This is a genomic window from Arthrobacter sp. CMU6, from assembly GCF_059090205.1.
The window spans coordinates 41,460-55,809 of the sequence record NZ_JBNHFL010000018.1; the positions used below are offsets into that span (position 1 = coordinate 41,460).

Sequence of the window (14,350 nt, forward strand, 5' to 3'; positions counted from 1 at the left end):
AGTACGAAGCAGATGACAGCGTTGTGCGTCGGCGGGTGTTCCTTCGGGACGGATCATTCCACGAAACCATGCGAAGGCGGATAACGCCTCCCGGGCGGGAGGGTCTTGCGCCTTCTGAGGCTTTTTGGGACGAATGGCTAGAGGGACCTGCTCCCATGTCCGCTGGCCCTGATGTGACGGTAGTAGACCTGTTCAGTGGCTGCGGTGGCCTGTCTTTGGGGGCGTCAGAGGCTATTCGGGCGGCGGGAAAGAAACCAAAGCACGTGTTTGCCTTGGACAATAATCTCGATGCGCTGGAGGTGTTTCGGACCAATTTCGCCGACGCCGAGGCATCGCAATCCGACGTTAACGACCTAGTCCCTGGCGACATAGGTGATTCTCCGAGGCTTGAGGAACGGAGGCTTGCCCGAAAATTTGCCGGGTTGGACCTCCTTATTGGAGGCCCCCCTTGCCAAGGCAACAGCGACTTGAACAATCACACAAGACGTGCGGACCCCAAGAATCTCCTCTACTTGAAGATGGTGCGGTTTGCGGAAGTCGTCCGCCCTAAGCACGTCCTTATCGAGAACGTTCCCGGTGTGATGCATGCCCAGAAGGGCGTAGTGCACATCGCCGAGAAAGCGTTGACGGAGATGGGATACAACGTTTCCTACGGGATCCTCAACGCCTCTCAGCTCGGAGGTGCGCAGGCCCGTCGGAGGCATATCTTGCTGGCCAGCCGAGTGCATTCCGACGTGTCAGTTGATCGGCTCGCGGATGACATGAGAAAAGCCCCGCGGCCGGTCCTCGATGCTATCGCTCGGCTGGGTGAGAGCAAGGGCGGCAGCGTATGGAACACGAGTGCTAAGCACTATGCCCAGAATGAAAGACGTATGAAGTACATGTTCGAGCACGAACTATACGAACTTCCTGATGACCAACGACCAGACTGCCACCGTCTCAAGCCTCACCGATACCAGGCGGTGTATGGACGCATGTATCCTCACCTACCTGCCCCGACTATTACGGCCGGATTCGGGAGCACCGGTCAAGGCAGGTTTGTACATCCACTAGAACCCCGGACGCTGACGCCACAAGAGGCTGCTCGTATCCAGGGCTTCCCGGGATGGTTCAATTTTGCTCCCCTCCCGGGGCGTCGCTCGCTGCAACAAATGATAGGAAATGCTGTACCAACGATGATCGCCTACACAGCCGCCTTGGAGCTTGTCCGATGACCCGCGCCTACAAGGTTGCCGGCCTTTTCGCTGGAATCGGCGGCCTGGAGATTGGCATGGAACGTGCAGGTCATCGTACTGTCCTTCTCAACGAAGTGGATCCCATTGCGAGGGCAGTGCTTTTAGAGCGCTTCCCATCCGTACGCCTGACTCAAGATGTCCGCAACCTCAGGGCGCTCCCAAAGGTAGATGTACTAACCGCAGGATTTCCCTGCACGGATATCAGTCAAGCAGGACGCAAGGTCGGCATTGAGGGGCAGCAGTCGGGGCTCGTCAGCGAGATCTTTCGTCTTATCGAAACGGCCAAGCAGCGGCCTGAGTGGATCGTGCTTGAAAACGTCAGCTACCTGCTGAAGCTCAACAGAGGACAAGGGCTTGGCTTCGTACTCCAAGCCCTGGAGGCGCTTGGTTACCGGTGGGCTTACCGTGTGGTTGACGCTCGGGCGTTTGGCGTGCCGCAAAGGCGTCAGAGGGTCATCATCGTCGCAAGCCTTTCACAAGATCCTCGGACCGTTCTATTTAGCGACAACGACGACGGACCGGAGTACGACGACTCAGTGGGCTCTGTGGAACGCGGTTCGATGTACGGGTTTTATTGGACCGAGGGATTTAGGGGACTGGGATGGACCAAGGACGCTGTGCCTACCGTTAAAGGCGGATCAGGCTTAGGAATCCCCTCCGCACCAGCCATATGGGATCCCGAAACCGGAACCTTCGGAACTCCTTCCATTGAAGATGGGGAACGGCTGCAAGGTTTTCCGGCTGGCTGGACGGAACTTCAAGACTTCGTGCCGCGAAGCTTAGGCGCGCGCTGGAAGCAGGTCGGCAACGCTGTGTGCGTGCCGATGAGCGAGTGGATCGGGAAGCGGTTGGCGTCTCCCGGGATCCTGGTGGAAGGTAACTGGTCGAAAGAGGCTACCGGCGGGAAGTGGCCCGCAGCGGGTTACGGGGTCGGCGGCAAGGTATATGTCGCACCCGTCAGCACTCGGCCTTTTCGCCCTGAATACAAAATCAGCGATTTCCTACTGCACGACCTCAAACCGCTCTCATTTAGGGCTGCGTCCGGTTTTGCTAGTCGTGCCGCAAGGAGCACGACGTTGCGATTTGCTGACGGCTTCCTTGATTCGCTGGATGACTACATCTCAGTGCGTCTGGCCGCCTGAGGAAGCATTCCTGAGGGTGGTGGGCATGACCACATTTACCGTGGAGGGGTTAATCGCCGCTGGCTTCCATGAACCGATACTGTTGAAGCCCATTAAGCGAACTGACGTCTTGGCATCTCGAGGAGCGAATGACATCGAGGGCATATACGTCGTGCTCCACCAACCCGCAGCAGTGCCCATATTCCTACCTCCAGATCATCCACGGTACAGAAAGTTCACTTCCGACGAACGCCTCGCCGAGCGTTGGCTTCCGGCCGCATCCGTCCTCTATATAGGAAAAGCTCCTTTCCGCAAGGCTGATCCAGATGGGAAGAGGGACGGGCTATGGCAACGGATTAAGGAACTGCGCGGTTTCGTTTACCGGGCGGGTACTAACCACAGAGGGGGAGAAGACCTTCGTCGAGTGCCCACGAGAGACTCCTTCACAGTGACCTGGAAAGAGACGGTCCGCCCGACGGAAGAGGAACGGGATCTCATCATGGAATTCAAGGACGTTCATGGCGGCGCAAGGCCTTTCGCTAACCGCAACGATGGCAGCGTTGATCCCAAGGGAACGATCAACTAGCGAGCCATCAGCTGTCGCAGATCGGGTAGCCGGGGTAGGGTGACTTGGGCGTCCGGCGGCGTTAGGTTGCCCCGAAATCGGCCCGAGTGTTTCCGCTTGAAGAATGGTCACCACTGTAGCTGCCAAGCTAAACGCGCCTGTTGTCCTATATACCCGTAGTTCGCGGTTCGCCCACTCAATGAGCTTGTCGGATTGCATCCCACCCCGATCGTGAGCATCTGTCGGAGTAGATTGCCGGGCGCAACGGAGCCCTCGCTGCCCCCGTCGATCACTCTGTCGAGAAGAGGCATGATTCATATCAGGCCACGTCGTTCCTTAAGACCTACGTGTGCGGCGTTTGCGGCCCCGCACCGAGCGGCTTAGATTGGCCGAATGGAGGACTCCTGGGCGACTACTCCCGCGGTCAGAAAGTCCATGCAGGGCAATCGATCCCGAGACACTAAGCCTGAGCTTGCCGTACGGCGGGCGATCCATGCCCGCGGCCTGCGCTACTTCGTGAACAGCAGGCCTATACCTCATCTACGTAGGACCGCAGACCTAGTGTTTCCGCGATTAAAGATCGCCGTCTTTGTAGACGGCTGCTTCTGGCACGGATGCCCAGTCCATCGCACTCTCCCGAAGGCAAATGCAGGTTTCTGGTTGGGCAAGGTAGAGGGGAACATACGCCGGGATCTGGACACGACTCTGCAGCTGAGCACCGCAGGTTGGACGGTCCTCCGTTACTGGAGTCACGAAGATCCTGAATCTGTGGCCGATGACGTTCAGCACGCAGTCGAACGCTTGCGGGGGAAGGGCAAAGATGTTGGCGTGGCCCGACCACCATTCTGACCACCATTGCCTGTCATCCGGGGCTGTCCGGCACCGTTCGAAGCCCTAGTCCTGGGCGCGGACCGTGTAGTCCCGGATGCGTCTGGATCTTGCGCCGATGTCTGGGGGTCAAGGGGTCGCAGGTTCAAATCCTGTCAGCCCGACCACAACAAAACCCCGCCAACCCTACTGGGTTGGCGGGGTTTTTTGTTGCCCGTACGACGGCGGCACGTGCTACTTGAGGAAACGGGACGTTCTGCGGTCGGCCAGGATCTTGCCGTTGGTCTGGCATGTGGGGCAGTACTGCAGGGCAGTGTCCGCGAAGGACACCTCCCGGACGGTGTCACCGCATACCGGGCAGGGCTGGCCCGCACGGCCATGCACGTTCATGCCGCTCCGTTTCGCGTCCTTGAGGTCGGCGGGCGCCTTGCCCTGGGCCTGGGCCACTGCGGCTCCCAGGACGGTGTGGATGGCGTCGAACAGGATCGCGACCTTCGCCGGCTCCAGTGAATTGGCCATGGCGAACGGCGAAATTTTCGCTGCGTGCAGGATTTCGTCGCTGTACGCATTACCGATGCCGGCAACGACGCTCTGGCTCCGGAGCACGCCCTTGATCTGGTGCGGGTGCCCGGCGAGGATCTCGGCGAACATCTCCCGGGTGAATGCGGGGGCCAGCGGATCCGGGCCGAGCTCGGCGATGCCGCGAACGTCGCCCGGCTTTGCCACCACGTAGATCGCCAGGCCCTTCTTGGTGCCCGCCTCGGTCAGGTCGATGCCCATCTTGGTGCCGTCCGCCCCGGCAAGGTGCAGGCGGGCCGCGATGGGACCCTTGCCGGGCCGGAGCGGATCGGGCGAGGGTTTTTCGGTGTAACGGACCCAGCCCGCCCTGGCGAGGTGGAAGACAAAATACAGGCCGCCGGCGTCGATGCTGACGAACTTCCCGAACCGCTCCACGCCGGTGATCGTTCGGCCCGCCAGCGCCGTGTAGGGAGGATCCGCCGTCTTGAGTACCGCCACGGACAGGATCTGCAGCTTCTCCAGCACGGCGCCGCGCAGCCGCGCGTCCAGGAACGTGCTCAGTGCGGCCACCTCGGGTAGTTCCGGCATGGCACCACTTTGCCACAAGGAATGCCCGCTTGGGCGGTTCCCGCAGGGGCATCATGGCACAGCCGGCGGCCAGGGACTTGTGCATATACTTTCAACCGGTGGCTGTTCCCTACGCCTCCGTTGACATTGGTGATTGACCCGATGAAAGGCCCCTGATGAGCAACATTCCCTCTGATCTGTCCTACACCGCCGAACACGAATGGGTGACCGCACCGAATGCCGATGGTGTGGTCCGCGTGGGGATCACCGACTTCGCCCAGGACGCACTGGGGGATGTCGTCTACGCCCAGATGCCGGAAGTCGGTACAACTGTTAAGGCAAACGACGTCGTGGGCGAGGTCGAATCCACCAAGAGCGTCAGCGACATTTACGCGCCCGTCTCCGGCGAGATCGTGGCCCGCAACGAAGCACTCGACAGCGATTCAGCACTCATCAACTCCGATCCGTACGGCGACGGCTGGCTGATCGAAGTCAAGCTCGCTGAACCTGATGCAGTGGATTCCCTGCTCAGTGCATCGGAGTACGAACAACAGGTAGGCTAAAGCTAACCGGTCCCGCTGCCCGGCCACGGGAGTCCAGCAATGGAGTCCAACGGCCGGACGGCGGGCGGCATACCGGAGCTGCCCGGCAGTTCCGGACGGTACGCGTTGATTGCAGGGGGACATCTGCAACGAAGGAGGAGGAATCCATGGTTGGCGGCGAACAGAACCACACCAACGGCGATTACGGCACAGGTGCGGGCGGGGCCTCGGAAACCACCTCGATTAACCTCACTCCGGTACATGATGAGCCAACGATCGTACCCAAGCTTTCCCCGGAGGAACGCTCTGCCGTCGAGGCACTGCCCTCCGGCTCCGCGCTGCTCGTGGCCCACAGCGGGCCGAACTCGGGTGCCCGATTCCTTCTTGACTCCGATGTCACCACGGCCGGGCGGCACCCGGATGCTGACATTTTCCTCGACGACGTGACGGTCTCCCGCCGCCACGTCGAGTTCCGGCGCACCCCGCGGAGCTTCGAGGTGGTGGACACCGGAAGCCTGAACGGCACCTATGTCAACCATGACCGCGTGGACAGCGTGGAACTGAGGTCCGGAAACGAAGTCCAGATTGGCAAGTTCCGTCTCACCTTCTACCTGAGCCCTGCCCGCGCAGCAGGACGCGTCTGATTCGGAGCGGCTGCCTGTGGCAATGGCACAACCGGAGCGCCGGGGACCACTGGTCCTGAACATCGGGGAAGTGCTCGCTCAGCTGAGCGATGACTTTCCCAGCATGACGGCGTCGAAAATCAGGTTCCTTGAGGAAAAAGGGCTCATCAATCCCCGCCGTACCCCCGCGGGCTACCGGCAGTACTCGGACAGCGACGTCGAACGGCTGCGTTTTGTCCTGTCGCTTCAGCGTGACCAGTACCTGCCGCTGAAGGTCATCAAGGACTACCTTGACGCCATCGACCGGGGCGAACGGCCCGAGAACCTTCCGCCCGGCGTTACCGTCTCCCCGCGGATCGTCTCGGACGAGCTCGCCGCGGAACTGCAGAACAAAGCACGCAGGCTCAGCGAGGAGCAGCTGCGTGCGGAGTCGGGGGCCAGCGTGCCGCTCCTGCAGTCACTGCTCAGCTTCGGCCTCATCGGGCACACCGACGGCAAATTCGATGAGCACGCCCTCCAGGTGGCACGCGCCTGCGTCCAGCTGGAGAGCCACGGACTGGAGCCACGGCACCTCCGGCCCTTCCAGGCGGCCGCGGAGCGTGAATTCGGACTCGTGGAACGCGCCGTGGCCACCCTGACCTCGCGCAGGGACGCTGCGTCGCAGGCCCGGGCAGCGGAAGCCGCCCGGGAGATCAGCGACCTTTGCCTGACCCTGCACCGCGCCCTTGTCCAGGACCGTATCTCGCGGATGGAAATCTGATGATCGAAGTCGAGATTGTGGGCGTCCGCATCGAACTGCCTTCAAACCAGCCCCTGGTGCTGCTCCGCGAGATGCACGGCGAACGGCACGTTCCCATCTGGATCGGGACACCGGAGGCAAGCGCCATCGCGCTGGCCCAGCAGGGCGTGGTGCCGCCGCGCCCCATGACCCACGACCTCCTGGTGGACGTCGTCGAGACGCTCGGCCATTCCGTGGTCAGCGTGAACATCGTGGCCGTGGAGGACAACATCTTTTATGGCCAGCTCCAGTTCGAGAACGGGGCGACGGTGAGCTCAAGGGCATCCGACGCGCTGGCCATCGCGCTGCGCGCCAAGTGCCGGATCTGGTGCGCTGACTCTGTCATGGACGAGGCCGGCGTGCGCATCACCGAGCATGACGAGGGCGAGGACACGGAGCCCGGCCCCACCGTGGAGGAAGAGCGCGAGCTGCGCAGGTTCCGGGAGTTCCTTGACGACGTCGAACCCGAGGATTTCGACGGCTAAGGTCACGTTAAGGTTAAAGTTAAGGCTGAAACTTTCGACACGCCCCACTAATCATGCGAACGTCTTTGACCTTGGGCCGCGGCAGGCCTAACGTCGAAGGTACCAAGTTCCCATTGCATACGACAGCGGCGCAAGTCACACTGGAAAGTGCTACTCCGGCCGAATTACAAGCATGAATTTCATTCCGGACTTCGTGCGCGTAGCAGCTGTTGCGGCAACTTCCTCAGGGGAGCTCATGACAAGGAGGATCCACGTGAGTCCGAAAGGCGAAGCAGGCGAGCTGAAGCGACCCTCGACGGCCGGCGTTGCCGTGCCCGCAAGCGGTGCTCAGGGCCTTCTCTTCACTGAGGATCTCCCGGTTCTGGACGAGGACGCCGGGTACCGCGGTCCCACGGCCTGCAAGGCTGCCGGCATCACTTACCGGCAGCTCGACTACTGGGCCCGCACCGGCCTCGTGGAGCCTGCAGTCCGCGGCGCAGCAGGTTCCGGTTCCCAGCGGCTCTACGGCTTCCGCGACATCCTGGTCCTGAAGGTGGTCAAGCGGCTGCTGGACACCGGGGTATCGCTGCAGCAGATCCGCAGTGCCGTGGAGCACCTCCGTGAACGCGGCGTCGAGGACCTGGCCCAGATCACCCTCATGAGCGATGGCGCCAGCGTCTACGAATGTACCTCCGCGGACGAGGTCATCGACCTCGTGCAGGGCGGCCAGGGCGTGTTCGGCATCGCCGTGGGCCGCGTCTGGCGCGAAGTCGAGGGAAGCCTCGCCTTGCTGCCCAGCGAGCACGCCAGCGACCAGACGTTCCCGGACGACGAACTCAGCAAGCGCCGCGCCGCCCGCAAGATCGGCTAGCGGCACCAGCCAGCAGATGAACGCATAAGGCCGCCTCCCGTCCGGGAGGCGGCCTTCATACATTCAGCCCTGGATGAGCAAAGCGCACTGTTAGCGGGCGCTCCGGCTGCGGCTGGTCTTGTTGGTGGCCATGAGGTTCCCCAGCAGCGTGTCGTAGAGCCCGGCAGCGGCCTTGGCGGAGTCGCCCGGCCAGTGGTGGACCGAATGTGCCGCGCCCTGGATCTGCTGCCAGTTGGCCTGCTCCGGGATGTGCGGAGTCAGCAGGAGGTCGCCGAACATGGCCTGCATCTCGGCAAGCCGGAAAGCGTGCTCGGAGGATCCGGAGCGGACCCGGTTGGCCACGATGCCGGCGGGGGAGAGGTTAGGTGCGAATTCCTGCCGGAACAGCTGGATGGCCCGCATGGTGCGTTCGGTGCCGGCCACGGAGAAGAGGCCAGGCTCGGCCACCAGGGCCACCTTGTTGCTGGCGGACCAGGCCATCCGGGTCAGGCCGTTCAGGGACGGCGGGCAGTCCACCAGGATGAGTCCATAGGCATCCGCGCCGGCGAGCACTGCCGACAACCTGCGCAGATCGCGCTTGCCAAGGTCGGGCCGGTCGTAGATGCCGGTGTACGCGGATCCGACGGCGACATCGAGCACCGCTGGACCGGAACCTTTAACGGTTACCCGGCTGATCCAGCCGCTGGGCACGACGTTCCTGGCGATCTTGGCCTTGCGCGGATTCTTCAGCATCCTGCCGATGTCCAGCTTGTCGCTGGGCTGCACCCCGAGGGCTGTGCTGGCGTCGGCATGGGGATCGAGGTCAACTACGAGGGTTGGGATGCCTGCGGCCAGTGCCGCAGACGCCAGTCCGGTTGTAACGGATGTCTTGCCGACACCGCCCTTGAGGCTGCTGATGCTGACTACTTGCACTTGATAAACCAATACCTAACGCCGGTTGCCGTGTTGGGGTACGTTCCGTTCCGGTACTGCCGGAACCGGGGCAGGCTTCCGCCGCCCCATTCATCATATGTTGACCTCGGCCCGAATCCCTTTTTATCGGGACCCGGGCATGCCTTCCCGCCCGGACGGTCCGGCCTAGGTAGTGCAGCGAACCCGGCGGTGGCAGTACAGCTGCAGTAAATACGGGGCCGGCAGTGAATATGGCCCGGACATGACGGATAATTCTGTGATGGTAGACACAATGATTTGTGTTTCATCGCGCCCGTCTTACACACTGTGACCACTTACCGATACACCCGCAATGATGCAGGAGAAGTATGTTTTCCAAGATTCTGGTGGCCAACCGCGGAGAAATCGCAATCCGTGCTTTCCGTGCTGGCTACGAACTGGGCGCCAAGACAGTCGCGGTGTTCCCCAATGAGGACCGTAACTCGATCCACCGCCAGAAGGCCGATGAGGCGTATCTGATTGGCGAAGAGGGACACCCCGTCCGCGCTTACCTGGACGTTGACGAGGTGGTTCGGGTTGCCAAGGAGTCCGGCGCAGATGCCATCTACCCCGGTTATGGCTTCCTCTCCGAGAACCCCGACCTTGCGCGTGCCGCGAAGGATGCCGGCATTACCTTCGTGGGTCCTCCTGCGGAGGTCCTGGAGCTCGCCGGCAACAAGGTGGCCGCGTTGGAGGCCGCCCGCAAGGCCGGCGTCCCCGTGCTGAAGTCGAGCGCGCCGTCGAAGGACCTCGACGAGCTTATCGCCGCTGCGGATGAGATCGGTTTCCCCATCTTTGCCAAGGCTGTCGCCGGCGGCGGCGGACGCGGCATGCGTCGCGTCGACACCCGCGAGGCCTTGCCGGAGGCGCTGAAGTCCGCCATGCGCGAAGCCGATGCGGCCTTCGGTGACCCCACCATGTTCCTCGAGCAGGCAGTGCTGCGCCCGCGCCACATCGAGGTCCAGATCCTGGCCGACGCCGAGGGCAACGTCATGCACCTCTTCGAGCGTGACTGTTCCATCCAGCGCCGCCACCAGAAGGTCATCGAGATCGCCCCGGCCCCCAACCTGGACGAAGGCATCCGCCAGGCCCTCTACCGGGACGCCGTGAAGTTCGCCAAGGCCCTGAACTACGTCAACGCCGGAACGGTCGAGTTCCTGGTGGACACCGTGGGCGAACGCGCCGGCCAGCACGTCTTCATCGAAATGAACCCCCGCATCCAGGTGGAGCACACCGTCACCGAAGAGGTCACCGACGTCGACCTCGTCCAGGCGCAGATGCGTATCGCCGCCGGCGAGACCCTGGCCGACCTGGGCCTGTCCCAGGAGACTGTCTTCCTCAGAGGCGCCGCGCTGCAGAGCCGCGTCACCACAGAGGACCCGGCCAACGGCTTCCGGCCCGATGTCGGAAAGATCACCGCTTACCGCTCCGCCGGCGGTGCCGGCGTAAGGCTCGACGGCGGTACCGTCTACTCGGGTGCCGAGATCAGCCCGCACTTTGACTCCATGCTGGTGAAGCTCACTTGCCGCGGCCGGGACTACCCCGCCGCTGTTGCCAGGGCCCGCCGGGCGCTGGCGGAGTTCCGCATCCGCGGTGTCTCCACCAACATCTCCTTCCTGCAGGCCGTCCTTGACGACGCCGACTTCATCGCCGGGAACGTGGCAACGTCCTTCATCGACGAACGGCCCGAACTGCTGAAGGCGCGTGTCTCCGCAGACCGCGGCACCAAGCTGCTGACGTGGCTGGCCGAAGTCACAGTGAACAAGCCGAACGGCGAGCTGCCGGTCCGTACGGACCCCGCAGACAAGCTCCCGTCCGTCGCCGGCGCCGAGGCACGCCCCGGCTCCCGCCAGCGGCTGCTCGAACTCGGACCTGAGGGCTTCGCCAAGGCCCTGCGTGAACAGAAGGCTGTGGCCGTCACCGACACCACGTTCCGCGACGCCCACCAGTCCCTGCTTGCGACCCGTGTCCGCACCCGGGACCTGGTGGCGGCCGGACCCGCCGTCTCCACCCTCCTGCCGGACCTGCTGTCCGTTGAGGCCTGGGGCGGCGCTACCTACGACGTCGCCCTGCGATTCCTTGGCGAGGATCCCTGGGACAGGCTGGCAGCGCTGCGCAAGGCCCTGCCGAACGTCTGCCTGCAGATGCTGCTCCGCGGCCGGAACACCGTGGGCTACACCCCGTACCCCGAGGAAGTGACCGAGGCCTTCGTCAACGAGGCAGCGGCCACGGGCATCGACATCTTCCGCATCTTCGATGCACTCAACGACGTCAGCCAGATGGCACCTGCCATCCGCGCCGTCCGGGCCACCGGCACCGCCGTCGCCGAGGTGGCACTGTGCTACACGGGCGACATGCTGGACCCGAACGAGAAGCTCTACACGCTGGACTATTACCTCGCCCTGGCGGACAGGATCGTCGAAGCCGGCGCCCACATCCTCGCGATCAAGGACATGGCAGGCCTGCTCCGTCCGGCAGCTGCCGCGAAGCTGGTCTCGGCACTGCGGGAGCGCTTTGACCTCCCGGTCCACCTGCACACCCACGACACCGCAGGTGGCCAGCTCGCCACGCTGCTTTCGGCTGTCGATGCAGGCGTCGACGCTGTGGATGTCGCCTCGGCATCCCTCGCCGGCACCACGAGCCAGCCGTCGGCGTCGGCCCTGGTTGCCGCCCTGGCGCACACGGAACGTGACACCGGGCTCAGCCTGGCCGCGGTCAGCTCGCTCGAGCCTTACTGGGAGGCCGTGCGAAGGGTCTACGCCCCCTTCGAGTCGGGCCTGCCGGGTCCGACCGGCCGCGTGTACCAGCACGAAATCCCGGGCGGGCAGCTGTCCAACCTCCGCCAGCAGGCGATCGCGCTCGGCCTGGGCGAGCGCTTCGAGGCGATCGAGGACATGTACACGGCCGCCGACCGGATCCTGGGCCACCTGGTCAAGGTGACCCCGTCCTCGAAGGTGGTGGGCGACCTCGCCCTGCACCTGGTCGGCCTGAACGCAGACCCGGCCGACTTCAACGAGAACCCGCAGAACTACGACATCCCGGACTCCGTCATCGGATTCCTGTCCGGTGAGCTGGGCGATCCTCCGGGAGGCTGGCCGGAACCGTTCCGCACCAAGGCCCTCCAAGGCCGCAGCATCAAGGTGCGCGACGCCGAACTGAGTGCCGAGGACAGCGCTGCTCTCCGCGGAGACTCCAAGACCCGCCAGCAGACGCTGAACCGGCTGCTCTTCGCCGGGCCGACCAAGGACTACCTCAAGAGCAGGGAGACGTACGGCAACGTTTCAGTCCTGGACACCCGTGACTACCTCTACGGCCTGCAGCGCGGCGAGGAGCACGTGATCCAGCTCGAGAAGGGTGTGCGCCTCATCGCGTCCCTGGAAGCTGTCTCGGAGCCGGACGAGAAGGGCATGCGCACTGTCATGTGCACGCTGAACGGGCAGTCCCGCCCGGTCTCGGTGCGCGACAAATCCGTGGTCAGCAATGTGAAGACGGCAGAGAAGGCCGACCCGTCCGTGCCGGGTCACGTCGCAGCTCCCTTCGCGGGCGCCGTAACGGTCACCGTCAAGGCGGGAGACACCGTCAACGCGGGCGACACCATTGCCACCATCGAGGCGATGAAGATGGAGGCATCCATCACGACGCCAGTGGGCGGCAAAGTGACGCGGCTGGCCATTTCCGCTGTGGAACAGGTGCAGGGCGGGGACCTGCTGATCGTCGTCGATTAGACGACTGTTGGGCAGCTGACCTTCGAATGGATGGCTGGCAGGCAGATGACCGCTGAATAGCCTGCGGGGCGGCCGGCGGCCGCCCCGCAGGTAGGGTGGAAAACAGAAATAGGTTGTGGGGACGGCGCCAAGCCGCCCCCACAGCTATTTCCGAACCACACCGGCAGCCGGAACTTCGCCTGCAGCCGGTACGAGACAGAGCGGAAGCCATGACGCAGACCAGTACGCCCAAGCCCGGGCCGCGCCCCGACAGGCCCCCCGTCGTCAACGTGGCGGGGGAGGCCGGAACCAGTCCCGGCAGTATCTCTCCGGGGGACGCTGCGGGGGTGCCTCCGTCGGATGCCGGTGTGGCGCCGACAGGGAACATCAGCGTGGTGACCGTTTCCGACGCCCAGGACCGCACCTCCGCCGGGTCTCTCTCCGCCGTCGGTGGCGTGGTGCAGCATGAAGTGGCGCCGGTGGTCTTGCCCGCCGTGACGGCGGGACCCGGCGCCGTCAATGCCCTGGACGTCAGTGCGGGCGATAAAGACGAAGCAGGCACAATTGCCGTTGGCACGGAGCCAGCGGATCCGTCAGACGCTGCCGTCGCCGAACCGGTGCCGGATGCGGAAGCCAGGGAGCTCCCCGGCCGCCGCGAACGGCCTGAGGGGCCTGAGCCCGCTGCCGCCCTGTCCGCCGACCGTCTCCTCACCAGGTCCGCTGCCGCACCGGTGTCGGGCTGGCGCCGGTGGCTGTACCAGGCAACCCTGGGCTATGTGAACCTGGGCGACTCGGACCAGGTCCGGATCCAGCGGGCAATGGAGCACCGCATCGCCCTGCGGCTGGGGGAGCGGACCCGGTATGTGCCGGTGCTCTCGCGCAAGGGCGGAGTGGGCAAGACCACCGTCACCACGCTGCTCGGCATGGTGCTGGCGGAGCTGCGTGAGGACCGAATCATTGCGATGGATGCGAATCCGGACCGGGGTACGCTCTCGGACCGCTCCCCGGGCAGGGCAGATTTCACGGCGCGCCAGCTGGTGAAAAACAGGTTCACGGTGGACTCGTTCGCACAGCTGTCCAACTACACGGCGCGCGACGGTTCGCGCCTTGATGTTCTTGCCTCGGACACAGACCCCATGGTGGCCCACGCCTTCGACGACGCTGACTACCGCGCCGTCACCGACGTCCTGGGCCGGTACTACTCGATCGTGCTCACCGACTCAGGCACCGGCATGGTGCACTCGGTTATGAAGGGCACGCTGGAAAAGGCCGACGCCGTGGTGCTCGTGTCGGGCGGCAGCGTGGATGAGGCCCGGCTGGCATCCGAAACGCTGTCCTGGCTCGAAGCCCACGGCCGCCAGGATCTCGTCGCCAAAGCCACGGTGGTCATCAACATGGCCGCCGGAAACCGCACTCTGGTCAACATCGACGAGATCGAGCAGCACTTCCTGTCCCGGGTCAAGAATGTGGTGCGGATTCCGCACGACCGGCACCTGGCGGAAGGCTCACGGATCCGCCTGGGCCAGCTGAAGCCGGCCACCCGCGCCGCCGCCGTGGAGCTGGCCGCGCTGGTGGTGGACGAGCTGCAGAAGGCCTGAGCCAG

Annotated in this window: 13 protein-coding genes; 11 read left to right on the forward strand and 2 right to left on the reverse strand. The window is 64.0% G+C overall.

The genetic code is table 11. The features are described 5' to 3' along the window. Positions 1-155: 155 nt before the first annotated feature. From AC5RWD_RS13845 to AC5RWD_RS13860, 4 genes are all read left to right on the forward strand, one after another. The gene (locus tag AC5RWD_RS13845) at positions 156-1,214 is read left to right on the forward strand and encodes a DNA cytosine methyltransferase (protein ID WP_494020559.1); all 1,059 of its coding nucleotides are present in this window, start codon (positions 156-158) and stop codon (positions 1,212-1,214) included. Next, positions 1,211-2,377, forward strand: coding sequence for a DNA cytosine methyltransferase (locus tag AC5RWD_RS13850; RefSeq protein ID WP_494020560.1), 1,167 nt, complete (start codon positions 1,211-1,213; stop codon positions 2,375-2,377). Before AC5RWD_RS13845 ends, AC5RWD_RS13850 begins: the two co-directional genes overlap by 4 nt. A 25-nt stretch (positions 2,378-2,402) precedes the next feature. Further along, the gene (locus AC5RWD_RS13855; RefSeq protein WP_494020561.1) at positions 2,403-2,942 is read left to right on the forward strand and encodes a hypothetical protein; all 540 of its coding nucleotides are present in this window, start codon (positions 2,403-2,405) and stop codon (positions 2,940-2,942) included. A 372-nt stretch (positions 2,943-3,314) separates the two neighbouring features. Then, complete coding sequence (locus AC5RWD_RS13860; protein WP_494020562.1) at positions 3,315-3,770, forward strand: very short patch repair endonuclease; 456 nt, start codon at positions 3,315-3,317, stop codon at positions 3,768-3,770. A gap of 213 nt (positions 3,771-3,983) precedes the next feature. On the opposite strand, the gene AC5RWD_RS13865 is transcribed toward AC5RWD_RS13860, so the two are convergent. Continuing rightward, positions 3,984-4,856, reverse strand: coding sequence for an Fpg/Nei family DNA glycosylase (locus AC5RWD_RS13865; protein ID WP_494020563.1), 873 nt, complete (start codon positions 4,854-4,856; stop codon positions 3,984-3,986). Positions 4,857-5,011: 155 nt separating this feature from the next. Between AC5RWD_RS13865 and gcvH the strand changes: the two genes are divergently transcribed. The 5 genes from gcvH to AC5RWD_RS13890 all read left to right on the forward strand — a co-directional run bounded on the left by gcvH (position 5,012) and on the right by AC5RWD_RS13890 (position 8,113). Continuing rightward, the gene (gene gcvH / locus AC5RWD_RS13870; RefSeq protein ID WP_003801813.1) at positions 5,012-5,398 is read left to right on the forward strand and encodes a glycine cleavage system protein GcvH; all 387 of its coding nucleotides are present in this window, start codon (positions 5,012-5,014) and stop codon (positions 5,396-5,398) included. A 146-nt stretch (positions 5,399-5,544) separates the two neighbouring features. After that, positions 5,545-6,021, forward strand: a complete 477-nt coding sequence (locus tag AC5RWD_RS13875) for an FHA domain-containing protein (RefSeq protein WP_307101238.1) — start codon at positions 5,545-5,547, stop codon at positions 6,019-6,021. Positions 6,022-6,043: 22 nt separating this feature from the next. Beyond that, positions 6,044-6,760, forward strand: a complete 717-nt coding sequence (gene ftsR / locus AC5RWD_RS13880) for a transcriptional regulator FtsR (protein WP_043418625.1) — start codon at positions 6,044-6,046, stop codon at positions 6,758-6,760. Further along, positions 6,760-7,263, forward strand: coding sequence for a bifunctional nuclease family protein (locus AC5RWD_RS13885; RefSeq protein WP_003801809.1), 504 nt, complete (start codon positions 6,760-6,762; stop codon positions 7,261-7,263). The genes ftsR and AC5RWD_RS13885 overlap by 1 nt, the downstream gene beginning before the upstream one ends. A 253-nt stretch (positions 7,264-7,516) precedes the next feature. Beyond that, positions 7,517-8,113: a MerR family transcriptional regulator gene (locus tag AC5RWD_RS13890; RefSeq protein WP_494020564.1), complete on the forward strand. Its 597-nt coding sequence runs from the start codon at positions 7,517-7,519 to the stop codon at positions 8,111-8,113. Between the two features lie 90 nt (positions 8,114-8,203). Here AC5RWD_RS13890 and AC5RWD_RS13895 read toward each other — a convergent pair whose 3' ends face one another. Beyond that, the gene (locus AC5RWD_RS13895; RefSeq protein WP_494020565.1) at positions 8,204-9,025 is read right to left on the reverse strand and encodes a ParA family protein; all 822 of its coding nucleotides are present in this window, start codon (positions 9,023-9,025) and stop codon (positions 8,204-8,206) included. 347 nt (positions 9,026-9,372) lie between these two features. Between AC5RWD_RS13895 and AC5RWD_RS13900 the strand changes: the two genes are divergently transcribed. Both AC5RWD_RS13900 and AC5RWD_RS13905 read left to right on the forward strand, forming a co-directional pair. After that, positions 9,373-12,768, forward strand: a complete 3,396-nt coding sequence (locus AC5RWD_RS13900; protein ID WP_494020566.1) for a pyruvate carboxylase — start codon at positions 9,373-9,375, stop codon at positions 12,766-12,768. 209 nt (positions 12,769-12,977) lie between these two features. Further along, a complete protein-coding gene (locus AC5RWD_RS13905; RefSeq protein WP_494020567.1) occupies positions 12,978-14,345 on the forward strand; it encodes a MinD/ParA family ATP-binding protein in 1,368 nt (455 codons plus the stop codon). Positions 14,346-14,350 lie beyond the last annotated feature (5 nt).

Bases quoted from the DNA above. Each gene is read 5' to 3' on its own strand.
- gcvH (WP_003801813.1), top strand. From the start codon at position 5,012: ATGAGCAACATTCCCTCTGATCTGTCCTACACCGCCGAACACGAATGG.
- ftsR (WP_043418625.1), top strand. From the start codon at position 6,044: ATGGCACAACCGGAGCGCCGGGGACCACTGGTCCTGAACATCGGGGAA.
- AC5RWD_RS13885 (WP_003801809.1), top strand. From the start codon at position 6,760: ATGATCGAAGTCGAGATTGTGGGCGTCCGCATCGAACTGCCTTCAAAC.
- AC5RWD_RS13875 (WP_307101238.1), top strand. From the start codon at position 5,545: ATGGTTGGCGGCGAACAGAACCACACCAACGGCGATTACGGCACAGGT.
- AC5RWD_RS13905 (WP_494020567.1), top strand. From the start codon at position 12,978: ATGACGCAGACCAGTACGCCCAAGCCCGGGCCGCGCCCCGACAGGCCC.
- AC5RWD_RS13855 (WP_494020561.1), top strand. From the start codon at position 2,403: ATGACCACATTTACCGTGGAGGGGTTAATCGCCGCTGGCTTCCATGAA.
- AC5RWD_RS13845 (WP_494020559.1), top strand. From the start codon at position 156: ATGTCCGCTGGCCCTGATGTGACGGTAGTAGACCTGTTCAGTGGCTGC.
- AC5RWD_RS13850 (WP_494020560.1), top strand. From the start codon at position 1,211: ATGACCCGCGCCTACAAGGTTGCCGGCCTTTTCGCTGGAATCGGCGGC.
- AC5RWD_RS13860 (WP_494020562.1), top strand. From the start codon at position 3,315: ATGGAGGACTCCTGGGCGACTACTCCCGCGGTCAGAAAGTCCATGCAG.
- AC5RWD_RS13900 (WP_494020566.1), top strand. From the start codon at position 9,373: ATGTTTTCCAAGATTCTGGTGGCCAACCGCGGAGAAATCGCAATCCGT.
- AC5RWD_RS13865 (WP_494020563.1), bottom strand. From the start codon at position 4,856: ATGCCGGAACTACCCGAGGTGGCCGCACTGAGCACGTTCCTGGACGCG.